A 24,289-nucleotide genomic window follows, 5' to 3' on the forward strand; every position below is an offset into this window, starting at 1 on the left:
CATGTTCACTAAATAAAATTATTTTTATGCATACTTTACGTCAAATATACACTTTCAATCAGCTGTCACATTTCTTGGAACATCCCCAGACCCGGCCAGAAAATCGCTAATTTTTTTCATCAAAAACTAATAAACGGCTGTAAAAACGGGTATTTTTTACCACGATTTTTTTTATTTTTATCCCCCTCATTCGGCGGGCACGCTTTTTAAGCCAAAAATCTGATGGGTACTTTGACGCTTCTCAACTGAGATAATATGCAAAAATCGAGCCAATGTTATTAACAAATTTTACATCAATTATTTTACTAAATTTCACAATTTTTTCGCCATGCCACTGATTTGGCCAATCTCCCTAATAAGCCCAGTATATCAACGTTCACAGACTGAGGCAAGTTGTGTATTTAACCCCTCTTTTTTCAAACAAAAAAATTTCTGTAATCAAATTTTTTTGATCAATCAGAAATTTTTTTAAAAAAAAGCTAGGAAAATAGACTACTTGTTCATTAGTTTCGTGCCATCTTGCCCACCAATGACCACTGTCTGGGTCATATCGAGGAACAACCCATGCTCAACAACGCCGGTCATGTTGCTAAGCTTGTCTGCTAATGCGTATGGGTCGTCAATCTGGTCTAAATGCAAGTCAATAATAATGTTACCTTCATCTGTTTCGAATGGTTGGCCATCAACCAACCGAACTTCTGGACGATAGCCCAGATCAGCCATCCGCTTAACCAGTTGTTTGTGGCCGTATGCGAGCACCTCGACAGGTAGTGGGAACTTGCCTAGTTGATCCACAACCTTACTTTCATCAACAATCCAAGCACAGGTCTTCGAATTCGTTGCAACTAACTTTTCCCAGGTTTGGGCACCGCCACCACCCTTAATCCCGTTTAGGTCAGGGTCCACTTCGTCCGCACCATCAATGGTAATGTCGATTTGATCGACATCGTCCAATGATTTGATTTCCATTCCGAGCTCGCGGCCGTAATCGGCAGTCCGCTTAGACGTCGGCACACCAATAAAGTGCACGCCATCCTTTTTGATTCGTTCGCCAAGGGCGTCAAGTAAGTAACGAACGGTACTCCCCGTTCCGAGCCCAACGGTCATGCCGTCTTCAACCAAGTCAGCCGCGCGATAGCCAGCTTCTTTTTTTAACTCATCTTGTGATTTCATGTGAGCCTCCCAGCAAAGTTAGTAAATCGTTTTGATAAATTTCATTTCCATTGTTAATGGTACTTTTTAATCGCAATTGGGTCAAGATGAAAGCGCCCTCTAAACCTTAAATCCATTAGGTAAACAAATGACTTCTGTTTACCTAATCCACGCAAAAAACGACGAGCCAAAATGTTGAGGCTCGTCGTTTCAAGGTTGCGCTTCGGTACTAATTCCGCTTGCGAGACACCCACAAGGCCATCGCAAGTAACGTCAATCCGCCAAAACCGGCTAAAACAAGAAGCCAGTTGGCCGCTAAGAATTCGCCCGTTTGTGGCAGGAAGCCTTTGCCTGGTGTTGTGCCTGCCGGAGTCGTCGTCCCCGTACCCGAAGCTCCAGTGACCCCTGATGGGCCAGCTGCACCCATCGCTCCGGTGGTTCCAGTCGTCCCCGTCATTCCCCCACCACCAACGAAACTTGGCAAATCTGCTAATTCCGGCGTTGTTGGGTCGTGGGATTCTGGTAGGTCCGTTAAGCGGTACGCATTCGTGTAGTGCACCGTATTTTGAGACGTGCATTGATCATGCACCGTTCCCGATACAACGCGGGTATCACGAGCCGTGCCTGTCCCTTGCGCCACGCTTGTCACATAACCATCTGCTGAATAGTCAGCTTCTTCAATATGGTAGCTCGTCCCGTTCAACAGTTGGAACCGGATCGTCTCGCCGTGTTTTAATTCAACGGAAGCTCGGCCTTGTTCATCGAGGTGCAGTTGCCCAGTGACACTCGGGCTTGAACTAGACACTTTCACGTAAGGCACAAGCCCCGTCACTGGCCGCTGATCCGCGTCAGTAAACTGAACTGTAAAGTTGAATGCCCGATCATCATTCACGACACCTGTCACCGACTTCGATAACGTTAACCACGTGTTGATTGGGGTCGTCTCACGGGTGTTCGTGAAGGCGATTCGGGTCGTTTGACCATCCTGAATCGTCACAACCCCCGTCTTAGCTCCCGCAACACTGGCTTGCAAGCCCACTTTATGGGTCGTCACAAAACCGTCACCGTTAGTCTCAGTCACCGTGACCCGCTGTTGTGGCAACAGATGATGAAGGGTTAGCCGTTCATCTGCTTTCAGGTGAACCGTCGCCACCCCTTGATGAACCGCTACTTGGACCGACTGATCGCCCTTGGCCGTGTGATGGGTCGCCGATACCTGCCGATTCAGGGTTGTGTCAACGGCCAGGTCATGATTCAAGAATGTGATGTCAAAGGTGAAGTCTCGGTTCCGATCGGTTTCGGATAAGTCCCCGGCAACCGTTTTTTCAACTTGTAATTCACCAGACGCTACCGCGTTCACAAAATGCACATCGGTCAAACTCGTACCAGAAAGTGCCATGGCTTTTGTCGCCAGCCCGTCCACGTATGCCCCACCGTTCAGTGACCACTTAGTTGTCATCTGTTCAATGGTTGGCGCTGTTTCCCGGACGGTGTATGATCCAAGGGTTAGTCCGCTCAAGCGAACTGTTTGGCCACCCTTGACCGTCACCATCAATTTCCCCGCGTCAAATTTTAGGTTGGCGTTAACTTCAATCACCTGACCGTCAGCGTCAATTCGTTCAAGTAGAATCGGGCCGGTCACGTCGAGGTCGGCCGCGGCTTCCACCACAAATTCATAGTCTTCATCAGCATCAACTGGTCCCGTCACCGTTTTGTTGAGCTGTAACTCAGCGGTTTGATGTCGCTCGTTTTTGAACCGCAAATGCTGAGTGGTTTGCCCAATTTCAATTTCAGGTAACTCAGTTGCGTCATAAGCCTTGTATGCCCCGTTGTTCAGTGACCAGTACGGCGTCATATCAGACACTGTCGCCTCGGAGACACTGATGCCCACGCCTGCCGGTAAATCTGTCAGGTGCAGCGTTTCCCCGTGCTGCAAGTGCACAGTGGCTTCACCGTTCTTGAAGGTCACCGTCATTTTTTTTTCGTTGATTGTTGCATGATACTGACCGTCAGGCATCCGGTCAGCATTTTTCGTCAGCTTCAGGTTAAACTTAAAGTCTTGTTTCAAATCGCCAGGCTCCGCCCCCGACACCACTTTGGTTAACGTGAAATCGCCGGTTGACAACGTATTGGTGAAGACAACGTTCAGCTGTTGGTTTGCTTCCAACGGCAGATTAGCCGCGATTAGCCCCGAACCGGCCTGCTGATTTGCTGTCCAAGTGGTCGTCATTCCCGCCACTTCAGGATCGTTTTCACTGACCTGGTAACTCGCAAGTGGCAATTCGTCGAGGATGATGACTTGCCCAGCGGTCAAATTAACGAGAGCTTCGCCGTTAACAAACGCTACGTTGTAAGTGTATTCCGCTTGGCTCTCACCCTTAGTGTAAACCTGTGCTGGTACACTCCCAGCATAACTATCATCACTAGATTTAATCGCGAAGGTAAAGGTTTCTTCTGAACTCACCTTGCCCTGGCCCACTTTCTCAATCCGAAGTTTACCTTCCGGCTCGCGAGTGTTGGTAAAGGCAGCACCAACCGTCTTGTTCATCTTTATCGTTACAGTTGCCTTAGCCCCGTCACCCGACGCGCCAGCCAAGTCTTTCCAAGTGGTCGTAAAGCCATGCTGGGCTTCTTCTTCAATCGTAAACTGCATCTCGCTTGGCAGATTAACGATTTTCAAGTGTTCAGCATGTGCAAGCGTCACTGTTGCAACCCCGTTTTCAAAAGTTATCTCTTTTTGTTTGGTATTTCCTTCAACATCGAAGGTGCCCTCAAACTGATCGTCTGAAGTCGTAATCCGGAACTTAAAGTCTCGCGTTTCATCCTGATCGCGACCATTAACCACCGTCTTATGCAGTTCAAGGTCACCAACCCGTGGCGCATTGGTGATGGTAATTCCGCTGGTTTTACCGTCAGCCAGCGAGACCGGTTTAGTCGTATAGCGGTCACCATTAGCCTCACCACTTGGTGAACTGATCACGTCATACTGACTGGCTCCTAATTCTGTCGCCGATAATTGGAGCGAATGCGGCAGGCCAACGACACTAAGGCTTTCATTGGCTTTCAACTGAAGGCTCGTTTTCCACTCATTGTCGTCGATCTTAAATTGCATTTGACCAGTCACCAGTCGAACCTTTAAACGTGAGTGGGTTTGACCGTCCGATCCAGAAATCGTGCCGTCAAAGGTCGTATTCTCCGAATCAAACTTGTCAGCGGCGGCCACTTCAAAGTTGAATGTTTGGCCAGTCAACACGTTTCGCGGATCATCCACTGTCTTGGTCAAGACAAAGTCCCCAGCCCGTTTCGCATTTCTAAAGAAAACGTGGCGCGTTTGGTCGTCATCCAACGTGATAACGGATGACTCGGTACCCACTGTCATCTGCTCGTTATCGACTGCCACCGTGGTTTCGTAGTTCGCATCGGTCGACTTCACTTCTTCAACTTGGTACTGCCACTTGTCTGAGGTGCCCGGAATCAAGACTGGCAAATTAATCACTTCTAACTTCCCGCCCGCTTCAATGGTCACCGTCGCTTCACCGTGGTGGAAGACGACTTTTTTAGCGGACCCTTCAACCTGATAACTGTTATTAAACCTTGTATCAACTTCACCATTACCCGTCACAGCCCGGATTTTAAAGGTGAAAACATTCAGGCCTAAGTCGCCTGCCACCGTCTTGCGAATCAATAGGTGGCCAGTCTTCCCGATGGGATAGTTGGTAATGGTTCGCTCTGACTCCTCGAGTTTTTCATACGACGCATACGTAAACTCAAACGGTTCAATATTCGAGTCATAACCCGCTTTTGCGTTCACTTCAACCAACCGGTACTTCGGATCTTGAGCTAAGTGGTAAAATTCCAAGAATCCTTCAGGGGTCACCGCAACGTCATCATACGTCTCATGAAGGAGGTTCTCGGCCACTTTCCAAGCACCGGTCGTCGCGTCATATTGTTCAAGCCGGAACTTTGCCCCGGTTTGAGGTTGATTTTTTTCATCAACCTTAAAGAATCTGGCCGAGAATTCCGACAGTAAGGCCTCCGAACTAATATTAGCCGTATAGGACGTTTGAATCCGCCACAGATTAGACTTCATTTCAACTGCATTACTATACCAGTCCGAATTGCTCGACGATTCAGCCGTTTTAATCGTTGCATACTGTAGTAACACTGGTTTAGTCAAACTTGCCATTCGGATGGTAAACGACTTACCATCCGCTGCCGGAACGAGATCGTAATCGACGCCTCTCGTCAGCTGTTTTTGACTATTGGGGACAACTGTCGGAACGTACTTATTCCCCTGCCTCTCATGGGTAACGTCCACGGTATACAAATTGAATTTATCCTCGGAAAACGCGTACTCGTGACTACCTGTTAACGCATCTTTAATCACCACATTTTCGTGTTTTTCACCGCGAGCGTTCAGGATTACTTTCCAATTTATTTGCCCCTTTTCCTCATTCCACTCAGCGGTTTTATTCGCGTACAAACCGTTCAAGGACACCTCTTGGCTGGCTTTAACCTCTTTGAAGTCAAGGTCGTTGTACGAGACCTTTGCGGCATTCTTGAAGATGGCTTTTTCTGGCTGAGTCTTGCCTTCTTCAACCTGCCAAGCATTCCAGTCAATGGGTGTATCAAACCGCAAGGCCAACCGATCGTACTTCGTCGGGCCCTTCATCTGAATGGTGATTTTAACCAGGTTGGCATCCTCCTCATCCTTAACTATCCTGATGTCGTAGGCGTCTTCTGGAATCGGATTGTCCTTGACCACCAATTGATGGTTCTGGCCCACCTCCACTTCATGAAGCGTAAAATCCCGACTCGTCAAATAGCTTAAATAATTTGGTGTGCCATCGTTCAATTTTTCAGCCACCGTAATCTCTTGTACATTTCCTTCCCCGCCAAATACCGTGTTCCAACGAGTCCCAAACCCAACCGTCCACGTCACTGAACTGGTCTTATCAGGGTCATCACTTAGGTTCAGCTTACCCTCTTTAAATCCGTTATGGGCAATTGGCGATGGAATCCAGACGGTGGCGTCATCTTTTTCCCATAAAACTCGCGAATTATAAGTGCTCTTCGCTGAGACCTTATTCACGTGAGTCACTACCTGATCATCAGCATTCGCATCCGGCCAATCGTGACGGGTTACAATTTTGATGGTCACTGGACCAGGTGAGTAGCTTTCATCCAAAGTGAACTTTATGGCATTGGGTTCTTTGTCCGTACCAGCTTCAGGTACGAAGTGATAGTTGTGCTCTTTCGAATCATAATCGCCATCAGAGTACCCAAAAACGTGTGCCGAATATTTGTTTCCATTTACTAATACTTGTGACACACCGTCTTTCGTCACGCCCGTCGGCAATAAGTCAACAATCTCCACCGTCTCAAAATCATGTCTGGGAATCGTCAACGTCCACTCGACCTTGGCTTTATTCTCTGAAGCCGAATAGTCAAACGTCCCGGTCTTTTGAATTAAAAATTTCTCTGTGACGTTAGCACTCGTCTTTTGCGAAATTGTATCAAGTTTCGCGGTGATGTCGTTGTCGATTGCGTCTAAATCGCCTTCACCATCAACCGTTTTGGCGACCGATTTAAACGTCAAAGACAGTGTCGGATTTGATTTCAAAGCTTCGACCAGCTCATCTAACTCACGCCCTTGATCAATCGTCAACGTGAGCTGTCGCTCGTTATCGGGATTAATTTCAGACTTAAATAAGCTCGTATAGTCCTGCGACGACCCCACCGCCACTTTCAGGTCAAGCTTCTCTGCCTCAAACGCTTGCGGGCCTCTGAGTGTATCCGTTAAGGTCAACGTCCTGAGCAAGCCTTCGGTAATTTCGTACCCCGCCAAATCCACGTCAACCTGCCAAGTATACGTCCCTTCGGATTGCGCATAATCTAACAATTGCTTATCTAACCCGTAGGCAGAAACGGAAGCCGTAACTTCTTTACTAATTGGGTCACCGTCCTGCTGAACCTGGGCAGCATTCTTAAAGAGTACTTGGTCATTGGCCTCTTGATATTCGGTGTAGATGGTAAATTCAAGATTGTCCGTGACCTCCAGATAAGACGGTTCCTCTTCATCACCGACCGCCACCTTTTTTGCAGCAACCACCAGCTTGTCATTTTCAATCTTCGCCGTGAAATACTCGCTGACATCCTTGTCACCCATTCTCACCAGGATCTTATTATCTGTTGGTGTCACTAAACTGTGGTTACCGGATACGACCTGGTCGACTAAGGAAAAACCATCCATCTGGCCGGACAAATCTTCCCATTTTTTCTGATCCAAAGTAACCGTCCATTTAATCTTCTGGTCTCCGACAAACTGACCCTGTTTTGAAACGATATTATCGTCCTTAGATGGATCGACATTAATAATTGCCTCGTCTCGGAATTCCGCGATAATCGGGCCGTCCCCGTAATAGGACATGTCCAAGGACATCGTAAAATGAGCTGGCGTGATGAGGGGGCGTTCATCGCTAAACGTAATCGTCACTTCTAAATACGGTCGTGATGCCGAGCCACCGTTTAAAACGGTATAGGTACCCACTGTTCCATATTCAGACTTAATTTCACCATTTTGAACCTCTTGTTCGAGATGATTAACCCCGTAAATCCTGAATTTATAGAAATCATTTAGTGACAAGCCGTCGCCAATTTTTTTCTTTAACGCCTCCGTTGACCAGGCATAATCTAACTTAAAACTCTCGCCGGTAAGTTGACTAACATCAAACTCACCGCCATTTGTAATGTCTTGCGCCGCTTCACCCTTGGGGGTTAACGTCACTTTGTCAAAGAATGAATCACCGGCATCCAAGGCGGTTGCCAAATCACCATTTTGCACTGCTCGATTTTTCGCCGTCCGGCTGTTGGTTTCGCTAGCGCCCTGTCGCGCCTTTAAAACCGCTTTAGCTTTCGTTGCTTCCGCTAACTGGTCACTTGCGTTTTGAGCACTCTTTCGAGCCTCATTTTGGGCCGTTGACTGCGCAGTTGCCGCTTCCGTCTCAGCATCCCCAACCTGCGCTGACTCCGTCTTTTCTGCCTGTTCATTAGCGGCCAACCGGTCAACAACCCGGCTCGGCCAGCGGTTTTCGTCAACGGGCTGCTGAATCGCTTCCTCGCTGGCGTCACCCGCTAGAATTTCTAGTGGTGATAGCCTAGTTGTCGCATCCCCAATCATCACTGGTAGCGCATAGCGAGTCATTGGCGTGCCTAACTGAACTGGTAACGTTACGCTAAATGTCGCGGTATTTTCCACGTTGAACCAGTTTAAACTCAGCTTCTGTTGCCGATTGCGCCGGATTTCAACCGTACCGCCGCCCGTCGTTGCGTCAACCTCCAATGGTAACTTATCAGTCACTATTTTCAGCTGTTCTTCAGGCAACCAAATTTGAACCCGCCCCCGGTCAGTATCACCGGACTGGGGGGAGAGGGTCACCTGTAACTGTAAATTGGCATCGGTGCCCGACTTCACCCGATCGCCAATAACTTGATCATCTGAGGTCACAAGCCTCGCGCTATTGATGGCCACTGGTTCGACCGAAGTTGTTGCTAAAGCCGATGTACTTGGAAAGACGGTTCCAAGAATCAACGTTAACGCAGATATGAATTGAATCATCGCTTTCTTTAACATCGTCTCCACTCCTTTTTAAACCGACAGTTTTACTACAACTTCAGGATACCATCTAAATATGTACAAAAATGGAACAAAGTGTGACTTTTGTTTTATGTTATTTAATTGGTTCTCTAATGCCAGTTAAAATATGAAGAAAGCCGATTATATAACCTATTAAACCCCCTAATTTCCCCCGGCCAGACAGCATTTCGGTCTATTCAAGGTAGAGTCGTAAAACCTTCAAAGTATTTTCAACTTTTCTTCACATATTTATCGCTTTTACACCATATTTTTTTGGGATACTAATCATGCATAAGGGGTTCATGCATAGGAGGTGACCAATTGGTATACCGTTCCACGGGTAGGCGCCGGATTCTGATATTAGCCATCTTAACGGTTACGGTACTCATTAGTCTTAGCCTAATTTTCACAAAACAGTCACACCATTCGGTTCAGCAATTTCAGTCATCAAAAGCGATTTCACAGCATCAGGTTCAGCTGAAGTTTTACACGGGTAAACAGCATTTTTTGGGGAGCTGCCCTTGGTCTAGCGCTCACGCAAAGACGCCCGGACAAGACGTGACTGACCTGTTAAATGACGATTTGATGACAGAAGGCAGTGATGTTTTGGCCCAGTTTCCGCACAACTACAAGTTAGATCGGACTAATCTTGAAAATGTGAAAGCACTGCGGTCGGTGAAGCTGGGCGAGACCGTAAAGTTGATTATGGTGAAGGTTTCGACTTCCGAACAACACAATGCTTACCAGGATTTTATTGATTGGTGGCATTAGACTGAATTTGGCTAAATAAAAATGCCGCTATTGACATAGCGGCATTTTTATATAAATTGTTGATCTTACCAATATCCTAATTTAAACCCAAGCTTGGCCCGGTCAATGTCTCGCGGTGATAACTGGCCGGTTTCGTTTCGAGTTGATCCGGGGTCTTTCGGCGTCTTCCACGCGTACTTAGCGTCCACCGCGTCACTGAACCCGTCGGAACTAGCATCTGCATACATCACATCAATCAGATATGGGGTGTGATCGATCCCCAGTGAATGACCGAGCTCGTGGGTGATCACGTTTTCCCAGTACTGGCGAGCGGTCGGTGCAGCCGCAATTTGGGCAGCCGACATTTTATCGGCCAACGCATTGGCTTCTAAGCGGTAAGATTCCCGGTCTGACATGCTTGAAGCGGCTTTATAGTTGGCAACGGCCGCTGTGTATTGCGCATACAACGTCCGAATCTCCGGCGTATCAGCAACCGTGTTCGTATAGTTCGGGTCACTTAACCCCTTTGAGTTGACGTAGATGGTGTCGCCCTGGTTCAACCCATCCCACTGGCTGCTGGCTTTGGTCGTCAGCGTAATATTATGATCCGCCGCTGAGCCCAGCGTGAACACCGTCCGACCAAGCGCCTTGTTCCAGGTGGCCATAGCATCCTGAACGTAGCTGGTTAGGTTGCTCTTAGCAACGTAGATTTTTGCCCGGTGATTTGTAAAGTTAGAAATTTGCCCATTCATGTTGAAGTTCTTTTTTAGGACACTCTCGTATGTTTTATAAAATGCACTCGGTTGGTTGAGAATTTGTGCTGACGGATCTAAATCCGTTCCCGTATCAATTAACGTCTGCAAAGTGCTCATCGAAATAAGCGTTGGTTTCTTTGATGAGGCGGCTGACGAACTTGAAGATGACTGCCGTGTTAAATAGCCGTTCCAAACCCAACCGGCTTTTTTATTACTTGAGTTGGTCACATAGTAGTAAAGCCGGTTTGAGCCGTTCACCTTTAGCTTCGCTGAGCGGCTTGAATAAAAGGTCGTCTTTTTATAGTTGGAAAGCTTTAGCACCTTGTGCTTCAGTCGACTGGTGTACACGTACCCCTTAGCCGAAGACTTAACCTTGAGGGTCTGTTGGCCCGTCTTTTTATTCCAAACGACCTTTACTTTTGCGGCTGCTTGCGCCGTTGCGGGTTGGCCAATCGACTGGCTGACCGTCCCAATCATACCAGCCGCTAATAACGCGACGGCGAATCGTCCAATCTTTCTCATTCCAATTCCTCCTATGATCCAATCCTATCCATCAATATCATACCATAGCACCCGTCAACCACCGGAAATGACACATAATTGACACCAAATCGAAATCTTTTTCGTCGAAGCATTTCTAGCTTAAGTATAACTTAAAAAATTGCGATAAATCTAAAAAAGATCGTCTCGCGACGACCTTCGGGGAAGCAAGTCATTGTCTTGCGACAAATTGCTTGACGGGTGATGTGGTCATAAATTAGCCCATCGCCCGCAAAAATTGCATGAACCCGAGAAAAAAACCGGGCTGGGGATAGCCCTTACTGAAAAGATAGCACATCCCCCCACGAACAAACATACACAATTTCGGGTCAACTGTGGTTCTCACCCGTTTTTTACACTGTTACCAGCTCAAATACTCACCAGTCTGATTCACTTTACAGTAATTGTGAACGTCCCACCCAAGACAACTTTTTCAGCCTCCGGCGTGGAACTGCTAGTAAAGGTGTGACCGGCTGGGACGTTTTGCTTGGCCACGTCCCAGAGGCTGACCGTCGTATTCAAAACATCCTGCATCCGCGCACCAGCCACCTTATTAGCTTGTGGCCGGAAATCCGCTTCGGGAATATTCCAGAGATAACTCCCCACGGTCTGACCTGCTGAATCTTTGTACACCACGGTGACATAGGTGGTCGTCGTCGTTGGCATTTCAGGTTGGGCTTCCGCGGGGGCCTCAAGTCCAGCCGCGTAAATCCAGCCGTGAACCGCACTGTCTCGTTCATCCGTCACGAGATAATATAAGCTACCCTCCCGAGTTTTAGTCACGGCATCACGAATCACAAACGTGTCGCCCGCTCTATAACCTGCCCAACTCCGCTTGGCCGCTTTATACTGAGTCCATTGTGGTGCATTCCAGAGATCATTGCCTCCGCCACCCAGACTATAACCTCGCAAAACAAGTGGCAGCGATTCTTGTTGTGTCGTTTGGGCCGTTTTTAGACCGCCGGCGAAATTCCCGGCAGTGCGACCACCATACACCCAGCCGCGGTACTTACCATCAAAGGAAACCATCTTGTAATAGACCGCCCCCTTGTTAGTCGTGGCAATCTGGTAAACCCGGAAATAATCCCTTGAGTTCGTTGAGCTTGCTAGCCGTTTCATGGTTGCCATTGAAGCAACCGTTTTTTTCGACCGCATAAACCCTGCCTTAGAATATAAGGCATTGCGACCAGTCGGTACCACGTTTCGAGTTGCTGCGGGTGTCGTCATTGTTCGGTTTGAGACAATCTTTTGTGGCGTTTTCGCGGTAGCCGTTTTCATCCCAGTGCCTCCTATGGCCAGCATGGCGCCTGCCGTTAATACTAGTTGGTAAGTCTTCATCACGATTACTCCCTTCAACTGATAGTATTGCGTCATCTACATTAGATTCAGCGTACCAAACTTACTTATTGCTGACAATTTTTATACCACAGATGAGCAAAAGTCGGGAAAATGAGTGAAAAGTGTCTGATTTTTATGCCATGTACGCAAAAAACCACCGTAATTTTAGAAATTACGGTGGCCAATGAGCTTAAATAATGCTTAGCTAGCAGAGTAGTATAGGTGAACAGTATTACCAAACGTTGTGTTTGAGTTTGCGTGAAGCGTATCCGTTAAGTTGAAGGTGTAAGTCTTACCACCAACAGTGATCGTGTTCATACCAGTTCCAGCAGTAAATGGTGCAGCATTGTAGACTGACGTACTAATGGTTTTACCAGCGTCACCAGTGAAGGCTGACTTGTCGGCATTTGCAATAGCGGTCTTAGTCGATTGATCGAATGAACTTTCAGGAGCAACTGAGTAGTTGCCGCTTCCACTCTTGATATAGTAGTCAAATTTTGAAGTTGCTGTTGTAGCAGCCTTAACTTGAACCGTGTAAGTGCCACCAACTGCTAATGTTGCAAGGTTAGTCAGGTTAGCACTAGTGTCAATCGTATAACCCTTAGGTGCGTTGGTTGCTGCGGCAGTCGTTAATGAATTTGTCGTGTTCAAAATATCGACTAATTTAGCACCGGCCGTAGCGGTTGCACCACTCTTTAAATCAGAGGCCCCGATAGTCCACTTAGCTGTCCCAACAGAGGTACCGGCTGAAGTTACGTAGTTGATGTTGACAACACCATTTTCAACTGTTTGCTTCAACCCATCCACAAAGACCCAACCCGTAACATTAGCGTTGTTTTCGTCAACAACTTGGTAGTATAACCAGCCTTCACGAGATTTCGTAGCGGCACCGATAATCTTAAAGGTATCGCCAGCCTTGTAGCCACTCATGTCAGATTGCTTTGCCAGGTATTGGCTCCACTTTGGTGATTCCCACAGCGTGTTCTTGTTGATGTCCACTAAGCTGTAGCCAGTCGTTGATGATGGTAGCGCAGCGCTGGTCATCGTGTCGGTAGTGGTGATGCCACCGCCAAATGCAGCTGTTGAGGTGCCACCGTAAATCCAGCCACGGTATTGTTGGTCAAATGACACAACCTTGTAGTAAACAGAACCGCGGTTAGTTGTTGCAACCCGGTAAGCCCGGAAGTACTTTTGTGAGCTCTTTGAGTTACCCAATTGAGCTAACGTTGACTTTGAAGCAACCACGCGGGCCCCACGTAACGTTCCAGCCTTCGTGTAAAGCGCGTTAGTCCCATTAGTGACCACGTTTCGTTGGCCAGGTTCTGATGTCATTAACCGGTTAGACGTCACGCGAGCGTACGTCTTAGCACTTGCATTAGATGATGCAAAGCCAGCAGCGCCTAAAAATGAAACGGCTGCTAACCCAAAATATAGTGATTTCTTTAACCCTTTATTCATAAGGATACACTTCCTTGTTAAGTATTCGGCTCCCCAAACATGAACCACGGTGTTCTTCTAACACCAGAATAAGGGTAACATTTAAGTCAAATTATTACAAACCTTAAACTATGTTTCCAAATAAATGTAATATTACAAATTGCGTTCACCACATAATAATATAAACGAGGTAATCTTCAATAACGACTGATTGAGTATCAAGTTAATTACGATAACCTATACCAATTTATAATTTAGCTTGTGAAACTTGCTCATAAAGTCCTATAGATTGCTGTTTTTATCACAAACAAGGGTATTGTAACCAATTCAAGAATGCGCTATCATTTAGACATGGAGGTTAGTCCTCCTAGTTCCGTAGTCTTATTAAAATCTGTTAATGCAACAGTCACCTATAGGAGGCAAAATATGTCATATGCTACGATTAATCCTTATAACAACGAAGTCGTGAAGGAGTATCCTTACGCGACCGACGAAGCCTTACAAGAAGCACTAACAACCGGTCACGCCCTTTATCAGCGAACCAAAAAGCAGCCCATTGCTGAGCGAGCCAAAATTCTCCATAACGTGGCCGCCAAGTTACGCGACTACTCTGATGAACTAGCCCGGACTTGTACGATTGACATGGGGAAGTTGCTTCGAGAATCCGAGGGCGAGGTGGAACTTTGTGCCATCATCGCAGACTGGTTTGCTGATCATGGCGAGGACCTGTTGAAACCAGAAGTTGTCGACACCATTGCAACCGGGGCGGCTGAGATTCACCATCAAGCAACCGGCATCGTCATGATGGTTGAACCTTGGAACTTCCCGTACTACCAAATTATGCGGGTGTTTGCACCCAACTTCATGGTCGGCAATCCCATGATCTTGAAGCACGCCGCCAACACGCCTGCCTCAGCCCAATTATTCGCAGACATTGTCAAAGCTGCTGGTGCCCCAGATGGTGCCCTGACCAACCTGTTCTTATCCTATGACCAAGTTACCGAAGCCATCGAAGATAAGCGGGTCCAAGGCGTGGCCCTGACTGGCTCCGAACGTGGCGGGACCGCAGTCGCCGAAGCGGCCGGAAAAAATCTGAAGAAGAACACGATGGAACTTGGCGGGATGGACCCGTTCGTTGTGCTCGGCGATGCTAACATGGACGACGTCATCGACATTGCTTGGCGGGCCCGGCTCTACAACACCGGTCAAGTTTGCACGTCATCCAAGCGATTCATCGTCATGGATAACGTTTATGACCAATTTGTTGAGGCCTTAAAGGACAAGTTCAGCAAAGTCGTCCCTGGTGACCCGTTAGACCCTAACACGTCCTTGGCACCAATGAATACTAAGCGGGCTAAGGAAAAATTGCAAAAACAACTTGATGAAGCCATCAAGGCGGGGGCCAACGTTGCTTATGGTAACGAGCCAATCGACTTACCAGGCCAATTCTTCATGCCAACCATCTTAACGGATATTGATAAAAATAATCCGGCTTATGCGGAAGAGATGTTTGGTCCAATCGCAGCCGTCTACAAGGTTCATTCAGAAGCCGAAGCCATCGAGCTTGCTAACGATAACCCATACGGCCTCGGGGGGATTGTCTTTGCCGGTGATGAAGATCACGGTGCCGAAGTTGCCGCCCAGATTGAAACTGGTATGGTCTTTGTTAACAACTTCATGGTGACGTTACCAGAACTGCCATTTGGTGGGGTAAAGCTCTCCGGCTATGGCCGTGAAATGAGCCACATCGGGGCATTGGCCTTCACCAACGAACAACTGATCGTCAAGACAGCCAAACCAAATCTTGATAATGTTGCAGGTGGACTCGTAGCCACTGATCCGGTTCCAGCTAACCAAAAGTAATCGACTATATAAGAAGCCGCTGAGTTCAACTCGACTCAGTGGCTTTTTTGTCGCACTATTTTGGCGTAAACTACCTATACAAAGAGAGGTGTTTTTCATGTTTAGTTATATGATTGACGATCAGATTCAGTTGGCGATTCCCCGACCTCAATCCGACGGCCCTGCCCTATTTGCGCTACTTGATGCAGACCGGGCAACGATTGGGCGCTTTCTCCCCTGGGTTGCCGAGATTCAAACGGTCACTGACGAACAGGACTCACTGGTTACCTTCAATGAACATTTCGGGCATAACGAGTCCCTCAACACCGTCATTTGGGTGGACTACCAGCCCGCTGGGATGATTTCCTTTAACCATTTTTACAATAATGCCAGCGCTGACATCGGCTACTGGCTCGGTGCCCCATTTCGTGGCCAGGGCATCATGCACCGCGCCGTTTTAGGCTTTAGCCAACTCGGGTTCGCTGAGGCTGGTCTCAATAAGGTGATCATCCGGGCGGCCACAGACAACGTTGAGAGTAACGCGGTCGCCAAACGCGCCGGCTTTCATCTGGATGGCACCCATCGGGACGGTGAGCGGCTAGCTGACGGTTTTCATGATGAAAACGAATGGTCATTACTCACCTCGGACATATGATGGTCGCCAATCCTTGAAATGTCACATTTTTCCAAACTCGTAATCGACTTTTAAACTAAAAACCGCCAAAATGTGATATGTTTATAGGGTAGACGTTGTCTACAAGTTTTTGATAAATGGGAGGAAACAACAATGGGGTTATTTTTATCTGGTATCACAAACCTTACTTTGGGTAGCTTATTAACAGTTGGTGCATGGTTAACAAAGCCATACGCCGTTGTTCAAGCCTTGATTTCAGGCTTAGGCAAGTCAACGGGGACTGCTACTGATGCTTCAGCAGCCACGACAACAACCACTACTAAGTAATTCGTTTGCTACGAACGGCGCCCACCAGGTGCCGTTTTTTTAATTCTAGTATTTTTAACAAGAACTCGTATAATGAAGAATAACTTCAAAATTACGGGGAGGCACATATGACCAAGACAGCAATTGTCACGGACTCAGCCAGTTATCTGGACGCCGCAGAGGCCAAGAAATGGGGAATAACTGTCGTTCCAATTACGGTTATTTTTGGCCGGCAAACTTTCCTAGATAACGTGGACATTACAACTGAAGAATTTTATACGCGAATGGCTGCCAGCGCCGAACTACCGACGACCGCGCAGATTACACCTGAACAAATGAAGGAAACCTACGACCGCTTAGCTGAGGCGGGGTATGAGGCCGTCATCAGCATTCACTTATCAAGCGGGATTACCTCGTTTTACGACAACCTCGTCAACTTTTTACCCGCTGTGGATAATATCAAGGTCTATCCGTTTGACTCAAAAATTGCCTCGGCTGGCGAAGCAAACCTAGCGACGCTCGCGGCCCGATTAGCGATGGCTGACAAAGAACCCGAAGAAATTATTGCCCAACTCACCAAGTTCCGCGAGACCATTGACGCCTACTTTGTCGTCGACGACCTCACTCACTTAGTGCGGACTGGCCGGTTGTCCAACGCGTCAAGTTTCATTGGCAATCTTTTGCGAATCAAGCCCATCTTAACGTTTAACGATAATGCCCAAATCGTTGCCGTTGACCGTGAGCGCACTATGAAGCGGGCTTGGACGTCACTGAAAAAGCGGTTCAGCGAAGCGGATCAAAAAACGAATTATCCGCTCCGCCTAACGATCGTTGATGCCGACGCTAAGGCCACCCAAGTCAAATGGGGCGCCGAACTTCAAGCGGCTTATCCTGACTTGACTATTGATACAAGTAATATTGGGCCAGTCGTTGGGGTCCACGTCGGCGCCGGGACCATGGCGTTGCTCTGGGATTACGACTGGGAACAATGGCCCATTGATTAATCACGAAAGGACGAGTGTCATGGATAACGAAACCCGCCGCCGACAAATCAGAAACACGCTGTTAGCGGCCTCGCAGCCCGTCACCGCCGCCACCCTATCGCATCAACTTAACGTCAGCCGCCAAACGATTGTCGGTGATGTCGCGTTGTTACGGGCCAAGGGTGAAGCCATCATCCCCACGGCCCGCGGCTACCAATACGAAACGACCGCAGCGGCGACAATGGCCGTCGTGGTCCGGCATTTTCCCGACGACACGACTTCTGAGCTCAACCTCATCGTTGACGCTGGCGGGGTCGTTGATAACGTTGAAATCGAACATCCGCTTTATGGCTTATTGAAAGGTGAGCTGCACATTGCAACCCGCGCCGAGGTCTTAACCTTCGACCGAAAGCGCAAGGAACTGGGCGGCCACTTACTCTCCGAGCTTACGGATGGGGTACACACCCACCAGATTTCAGCCCCCGATCGCGCCACCTTAACTGCGATTAAAACGGCCCTACGCACGGCCGGCTACCTATATGAGTGAACCACTAATGACCCCCCTCAATGTTAATCACAATATTGAGGGGGGCCATGTGTCTTGACACATTTTAAATTATCCATTGCAAACTAAGCTGAAATCTCGTATATTAAGTTAAAACAGGGTGTCTTGACACCTGTATGAGGTGACGAACTTGCAAACTGAACCAAGTTATCGAAAATTACTAGCTGCTGCTGGCTTTGCCTGGCTTTTTGACGCGATGGACGTCGGGATGCTGTCCTTTGTGGTGGCTGCTTTGGCCAAAGAATGGCAGTTAACTAGCGCCCAAGTGGGGCTGATTGGGAGTATCAGCTCACTGGGAATGGCGGTTGGCGCGGTCGCTTTAGGCGCCTTAGCCGACCGATTCCAACGTCAAAATATTTTGATTTCAAGTCTCCTGATCTTTTCAATTTTTAACGGGCTGTCCGCCCTTGCAGGTAGTTACATCGTCTTTATCGGCCTCCGGTTTATTGTGGGAATCGGCCTGGGTGGTGAACTACCCGTTGCTTCTACTTTAGTCTCAGAGAAGGCCCCAGCCACCATCCGTGGGCGAACCGTTGTCCTCCTTGAAAGTTTCTGGGCCGGTGGTTGGCTGCTGTCCGCGCTCATTTCTTACTTTCTCATTCCCCAATTTGGCTGGCGAGTCGCCGTTGCCATGACGAGTTTGACGGCGGTCTACGCGATTGTCTTGCGCATCCACTTAAAGGGCACCACATCACAAGTGCCCCAACAAAGATTAAGTCTGACCACCCGTCTTCGCACCATTTGGAGTGGCACTTACTTCTCAGCAACCCTCATGCTATGGACGGTCTGGTTCATGGTCGTTTTCTCCTACTACGGCATGTTCCTCTGGTTGCCAAGCGTCATGGTCTTGCGCGGCTACAGCATCGTAGAAAGCTTCGGCTACGTTTTACTAATGACGTTAGCCCAGTTACCTGGTTATTTCACGGCCGCCTGGGCCATCGAGCGTTGGGGCCGCAAGCTCACGCTGGTGGTGTTTCTCACGGGGACCGCATTTTCCGCCATCCTTTTTGGCCTCGCCCAGTCGCTGGTCATGCTCATGATTTTCGGCGTCCTCCTCTCGTTCTTCAACCTTGGCGCTTGGGGTGCCCTTTACGCCTACTCACCGGAACAGTACCCAGCTGAAGTTCGGGGAACTGGTACCGGCCTGGCTGCAGGTTTCGGGCGAATTGGCGGCATTGTCGGCCCACTTCTGGTCGGCCTTCTATTGCAAGCCCACGTGGCGATCACCATTATCTTCGGGATTTTCTTCGCGGCCATTCTGATCGCAATCGCCGCAATTTTGATCCTCGGTAAAGAAACGATGGCTGCCCAAAATCCAGCTGCTTAACCGAGACCGCCTAACTAAAAGGTCGCTGAGCGGAAACGCCCAGCGACCTTTTTTGGTTCATTTACATCTCTAAAAACTTCGGATCCTCATACGCCGGATTGGGATAAGTGTAGAACCCTTCACCCGATTCACGGCCCAGTTTCCCGGCATCAATCATTTCCTTGAGTCGGCTAACTGCGGTTTGAAGCGTCTCATCGTGGCTTTGGTTAGATAGCGTCGCCCCGATGTTATAGGCTGTCCGAAGGCCCACAATGTCTAGAATCGCAAACGGCCCCTGAGGTGCGCCGGTTGCTTTCATCCATGTCTTGTCAATGGTTTGTGGATCGGCAACTCCCTTGGCCCACAAGGTCTGACCAGCGTTTAAAAATGGAATCAACAGCGAGTTTAAAATATAACCGGGTTGCTCTTTTTTAAGTTGAATCGGCACCATCCCAATTTCCCGGGCAAAGGCAACGATCTCATCATAAACCGCCGGATCCGTTTTCGGCGAGCCCATGACCTCCGCCGTATTGTTCAGCCAAACTTGGTTTGCAAAGTGCAGGTTCAAAAACTTCTCCGGTCGGCCGGTCTCAGCCATGAACAAACTAGGGACCATGGTCGACGAATTGCTAGCAAAAATCGTTTTCGCCGGCGCCACCGCTGCCAATCGCGCGTAAAAATCGTGTTTGATCTCTGGTTTTTCCGGAATTGCTTCAATCACTAAGTCCGCATCGGCCACTGCCGTTGCTAAGTCCGACGAATATTGGACCCGCTCCAGTCCTGCTTCAAACTGACTATCCGTAATATCAAGGTCTTTTTTATACAACGACCGCAAACTTTTAATCCGGTCCTTAGCCTTGGCAATCGCCTCATCATTAATATCGTAAATGATGACGTTTTTGCCACTATAGGCCGATTGGTACGCAATTTGACTGCCTAACACACCACTACCAGCAACGGTCACATTACTAATATGTGTCATGATAACCCTCCTTGTCCGCGTTGAGACAAACCTTTCGCTCTATCCAACAGCAGTTTAGCCGGTTTCGAAAACGGTTACAAGAAATTAGCTTGTTTTTGGGCTCACACTTTAAACGTGCTCCGTGACACTGATTGCTACTGTGGAACCGAAATAGCCAAAAACTCCAAACCCAGGAGTTTCTGGCTATTCCGCTTCCACTCCGCAATCAACCCGTGTCCCGTCACACTCTCTTCCTTAAACGTGCTCCGCGACACTGATTGCTACTATGGAACCGAAAAACTCACAAAATCCAAACCCCGGATTTTCCGAGTTTCTCGCTTCCACTCCGCAATCAACCCGTGTCCCGTCACACTCTCTTCCTTAAACGTGCTCCGCGACACTGATTGCTACTATGGAACCGAAATAGCCAAAAACTCCAAACCCGGGAGTTTCAGACTATTCCGCTTACACTCCGCGGTCTAATCGCCTTGGCTCACACTCTCTTCCTTATCAACGTCTGCGCCGCCCGTCGGCCCTGCTGCACGATGCCCGCAATTGCGACGCCCGATCCTGGGTAGAATGGGCCTAACCACCCGCCCGCATTTAACCCTGCGGCGTACAACCCTCTGATTGGCCAGCCTAGGGTGTCGAGTACCTGGCCGTCCTGATTAATTCTCAGGCCGCCGATTGCACCCAAGTTCATCAGTCGGTTGCGGTGGGCGTAATACGGTCCTTCAATCGGCTTCAATCCGGTTCTCCGGTTCCAGGCCTCATCCGTTCCCTTTGCCACGTCTTGATTCCAGCGAGTCACTGTTGCTTCCAAGTTGATAGCGGAGAGGCCAATTTTATCCGCCAGGTCAGCTAGTGTCGCCGCTTTGCTCAATGTGCCTGCTGCAACCTCAGCTGCTAACTGGTCAGCCGTCCATGGGCTGCCCGGCTCGTTTGCATTTGCTTCACCAAAGATCATATAGGTGGGTTTGCCCAACGCCGCTTCCTGTTGGAAAACAGCTCGTGATGAGTACCCGTAAGTCGTATCTTCACAGACAAACCGCTGACCCAACGCGTTCACAAAAATCATCGGCATCGCAGGCACTTTATTAGTCGTACCCACGGCCGTTTTTTCTTCTAAGTCAATCACGCCACCCATTCCGGTCACGGCAGCATCGCTTGCCATTCCAAGGAACAGACCGTCCCCGGTATTCGTACTTGCTGAGCGGTTCGCGTGGCGTTGTAAATCTGCATAGTGCTGCGGATTGAATGCTTTGGCAAGCTCCAGATTATGGTCAATACCCGCTGTGGCCAATATTACGCCGCGCGTAGCTTCAATGTTTTGCCGAGTCCCTTCAACGTCTACCGCAACACCGTAAATTCGCCGTTTTTGGGTATCTTGAATAAGCGCCACCGTTGGTGAATCCAGACTTAAAACAGCCCCCGCCTTTTGCGCTTCAGCTAACAACGTTTGGGTTAACACGATGCCATCGCCCATCTGACCGCCGCCACCCTTACCGTTATCATAGACGTGAATGCGATCGGCCAAGTCCTGATCCTCAACAAGTGGCAAATGGTTGGCGCCGTACACCGACTGCCATTTAATTCCCATCTCAGCCAGCCAGTCAATATTTTCAGACGCGTGCTTGGTAATGTCTTTGACCAATACCGAGTCAACGAGATCTGAACCGGCATCTAACAACATCCGCGCATGCTTTTCCGGGGTATCATCCTGATTATCCGTCAATTGCTTCTGATAATCTGTCCCCGCCGCCTGCATGACGCCACCCGAAAAGTTCGTCGTCCCACCTGGAACACCCGCTTTTTCTGAAATGAACACCGAAAGACCAGCGCGCGCAGCTTCAACGGCGGCCGATAAGCCGGCACCGCCTGAGCCAACGACCACGATGTCATAGCTGGCGTCAAAGTCAAACCCATCGTGGTAGGCAATCGGCTTCACAACCGGAGACGGATTGCGAACAACCGTATTGGTATTCATAGACGCACTCGCAACGGTATCGGCTGCTTGAAAGGGACTTGGCGTTGCCGGATCAGTTGCCTGTTCTGCCGTCATCTCCCCTTTCGAAACGGCAACCGCTTTTTGCGCCGCGTTCAAAAAGCCAATTGAACTGACCGTGGCCCCAGCAATGGCGTCCACATCAACGCTGCCGGCTTCAGTCACCCGGTCAGCCAATCGGTCGAGACCTAAGCCGCCCACCGTCCCTGGTTCATAATCTACTGAAGCTTGAACAATTCGATCGCCATCTAACACTACCTTGGCTTTGATGGGCCCATGAAACCCCTTTGCTTGACCCTGATACGTTTCAGTCATCACAATCACCCTCCATTGTTGTATCCGCTTACAATTTCATTGACTCTATCATATCACCTTTGTTCGGTTCAGACAGTGGCTTTTATCATTAAGCCGCCGAGGCCATATTTACTGAGCGGAAAAGCTGACTTGGACCTTACCGTCATGATATTCTGAATATAAGACAAAACTATGACAGTGTATAACGGCAAGGAGGAACCTCTATGAAGAAGACGTTAAAACTAAGTCTCCTATTCGCGATGACCCTTTTTATTGGTGGTGGCATCATCACCTCAACGCCACCGATCAACGGTACCAAGGACACGGTTCAAGCTGCCGAGTCTATGTATCAGGTTAAATTTTTAATCGATGCCCAAGCCGGCAATCAGACCCCCATTCCAATATCGGATGGCGCAACGGGGACTGTTCCCCAAATTCCGGCTAGTGGCCTCCAGAGCACAACATATCTCGATTTAATTAAACAAGCGGACGATCGACTCATGGTGACCCTCCAGCAGTTAGTCGCTATCTCTGATTACGTCAATAATCGAACGTCGGCACAAACGGCAACCGATCTCTACAATGCAAATAATCCAGGTGAATCAGCGCTCACGGTTGACGCTTTTAAAGAACTTGCAACAAGAAACTGGGAAGGCCTGGGCTTTGATGGCTACTATCTGAGCCAAGACAGTCTCAACGCCCAGCTCGCGCAACTAGCGACGTTCAAAACACCTGAAAATGGTGAGGTCGAAACAAAGCTCACCTTGCATTTAACTAAAAATTCAACGCAAGTCACCGGCCAATTTTCCGTCGGTATTGCTAAAGACGGGGCCGCCGCCCAAACCTACAAAACAGGTCAGCTAACAACGATGGATAATACGCTGACCAACGCAACGTTCCAGGACCTCTACACCGACTATCTTAACCAGAACGGTGCTCAGGCTGACTGGGTGTCAGGGCTCAAAACGATGACGCAGTATCTGAACCACGAGCTCGCGCTGGTCGATGCAACCAACGCTTACAACCAAGCCAGCAAGACTAACCTGACCACGGATCAGTTCCACAAGCTCACTGATGAGGTTAACGCCCAGTTTGGCCTCCAAGGCTACATGGTTGACGAGACCGCTCTAGCCCAGCAGCTCGGGCAACGGCTGGGAGGCGTCCAAATCAACGGCAACCAGGTCTCCTTACCACAGCTGGTCGTTCCAATGGTGCCAATCCCAACGCATCCGGCACCGCCAGTCAGTGGCTTAACTGGTCTACCGGAAGCCGTTAATGGGTTATACCGCGGCCAAGCCGTGTACGCCGTAAAAGCCATCAACTTGTACAGTAGCCCAACGTTTACCAGTAAGACCAAACGCCTTCACTACAATAAGCAACGCCGGATCAATCGTCCAATGTTTGTTGTTACCGGCTTCAGCTATAGTTCTGCTGGCCGCTTGCGCTACAAGGTCCGAGACGTGAATCACACTTGGAAATCGGCGGGAAAGACCGGCTACATTACCGCTAGAGCCAGTTTTGTGCAACCCGTCTACTACCGGACCTTAGCTAAGGGCAAAGTCATCACCGTTGTGGCTAAAAATGGTCTGAATGCTTATCGGACAAAATCACTGACGGGGAAAAAGGCCCACTTTAAGAAGGGCACCCACTTACGGGTGGTTAAGCTAGTAAGGCATCATTTAACGACTCGCTACCAGCTCAGCAACGGCGACTATGTATCCACCAACAAGAAGTTGATTATTGCTGGACGGTATTAATCAGCCATCAAAAAAGGCCAATCAGTTC

The 24,289-nt window shown here is 48.8% G+C and carries 15 protein-coding genes; 8 read left to right on the plus strand and 7 right to left on the minus strand.

Translation table 11 applies throughout. From position 1 onward, the window contains the following. Positions 1–492 precede the first annotated feature (492 nt). Positions 493–1,173, minus strand: a complete 681-nt coding sequence (rpiA, locus tag FC96_RS09530) for a ribose-5-phosphate isomerase RpiA (protein WP_056942836.1) — start codon at positions 1,171–1,173, stop codon at positions 493–495. A gap of 208 nt (positions 1,174–1,381) precedes the next feature. Next, positions 1,382–8,785 (minus strand): DUF7601 domain-containing protein, encoded by a 7,404-nt coding sequence (locus tag FC96_RS13240; protein ID WP_056942837.1) that lies wholly within the window; start codon positions 8,783–8,785, stop codon positions 1,382–1,384. Between the two features lie 324 nt (positions 8,786–9,109). On the opposite strand from FC96_RS13240, the gene FC96_RS09540 reads away from it, so the two are divergent. Beyond that, complete coding sequence (locus FC96_RS09540) at positions 9,110–9,559, plus strand: hypothetical protein (protein WP_056942838.1); 450 nt, start codon at positions 9,110–9,112, stop codon at positions 9,557–9,559. A 65-nt stretch (positions 9,560–9,624) separates the two neighbouring features. Here FC96_RS09540 and FC96_RS09545 read toward each other — a convergent pair whose 3' ends face one another. The 3 genes from FC96_RS09545 to FC96_RS09555 form a co-directional block, all read right to left on the minus strand. Beyond that, complete coding sequence (locus tag FC96_RS09545; protein WP_056942839.1) at positions 9,625–10,815, minus strand: M57 family metalloprotease; 1,191 nt, start codon at positions 10,813–10,815, stop codon at positions 9,625–9,627. Between the two features lie 408 nt (positions 10,816–11,223). Further along, a complete protein-coding gene (locus FC96_RS09550) occupies positions 11,224–12,171 on the minus strand; it encodes a hypothetical protein (RefSeq protein WP_156403209.1) in 948 nt (315 codons plus the stop codon). A gap of 201 nt (positions 12,172–12,372) precedes the next feature. Then, complete coding sequence (locus FC96_RS09555) at positions 12,373–13,629, minus strand: hypothetical protein (protein WP_054661048.1); 1,257 nt, start codon at positions 13,627–13,629, stop codon at positions 12,373–12,375. Positions 13,630–14,034: 405 nt separating this feature from the next. Here FC96_RS09555 and FC96_RS09560 point away from each other — a divergent pair, with 405 nt between their 5' ends. From FC96_RS09560 to FC96_RS09580, 6 genes are all read left to right on the plus strand, one after another. Then, the gene (locus FC96_RS09560) at positions 14,035–15,471 is read left to right on the plus strand and encodes an NAD-dependent succinate-semialdehyde dehydrogenase (protein ID WP_056942841.1); all 1,437 of its coding nucleotides are present in this window, start codon (positions 14,035–14,037) and stop codon (positions 15,469–15,471) included. 97 nt (positions 15,472–15,568) lie between these two features. Continuing rightward, a complete protein-coding gene (locus tag FC96_RS09565; protein WP_056942842.1) occupies positions 15,569–16,105 on the plus strand; it encodes a GNAT family N-acetyltransferase in 537 nt (178 codons plus the stop codon). 132 nt (positions 16,106–16,237) lie between these two features. Beyond that, positions 16,238–16,411, plus strand: coding sequence for a hypothetical protein (locus FC96_RS12930; protein WP_156403210.1), 174 nt, complete (start codon positions 16,238–16,240; stop codon positions 16,409–16,411). A 107-nt stretch (positions 16,412–16,518) separates the two neighbouring features. Then, the gene (locus tag FC96_RS09570) at positions 16,519–17,394 is read left to right on the plus strand and encodes a DegV family protein (protein ID WP_054661050.1); all 876 of its coding nucleotides are present in this window, start codon (positions 16,519–16,521) and stop codon (positions 17,392–17,394) included. A 19-nt stretch (positions 17,395–17,413) separates the two neighbouring features. Then, the gene (locus tag FC96_RS09575) at positions 17,414–17,920 is read left to right on the plus strand and encodes a transcription repressor NadR (RefSeq protein ID WP_054661052.1); all 507 of its coding nucleotides are present in this window, start codon (positions 17,414–17,416) and stop codon (positions 17,918–17,920) included. 148 nt (positions 17,921–18,068) lie between these two features. Further along, positions 18,069–19,265 (plus strand): MFS transporter, encoded by a 1,197-nt coding sequence (locus FC96_RS09580; protein WP_056942843.1) that lies wholly within the window; start codon positions 18,069–18,071, stop codon positions 19,263–19,265. 61 nt (positions 19,266–19,326) lie between these two features. On the opposite strand, the gene FC96_RS09585 is transcribed toward FC96_RS09580, so the two are convergent. Together FC96_RS09585 and FC96_RS09590 are read right to left on the minus strand one after the other, a co-directional pair. Beyond that, positions 19,327–20,226, minus strand: a complete 900-nt coding sequence (locus FC96_RS09585; protein WP_056942844.1) for a 3-hydroxyacyl-CoA dehydrogenase — start codon at positions 20,224–20,226, stop codon at positions 19,327–19,329. Between the two features lie 472 nt (positions 20,227–20,698). Continuing rightward, the gene (locus FC96_RS09590; RefSeq protein WP_056942845.1) at positions 20,699–22,525 is read right to left on the minus strand and encodes an FAD-dependent oxidoreductase; all 1,827 of its coding nucleotides are present in this window, start codon (positions 22,523–22,525) and stop codon (positions 20,699–20,701) included. Between the two features lie 203 nt (positions 22,526–22,728). Here FC96_RS09590 and FC96_RS09595 point away from each other — a divergent pair, with 203 nt between their 5' ends. Then, entirely contained in the window at positions 22,729–24,261 is a 1,533-nt protein-coding gene (locus tag FC96_RS09595; protein ID WP_056942846.1) for a DUF5776 domain-containing protein, read from the plus strand. Positions 24,262–24,289: the final 28 nt, after the last annotated feature.

It is taken from the genome of Secundilactobacillus kimchicus JCM 15530, from assembly GCF_001433995.1.
Lineage (GTDB): Bacteria > Bacillota > Bacilli > Lactobacillales > Lactobacillaceae > Secundilactobacillus > Secundilactobacillus kimchicus.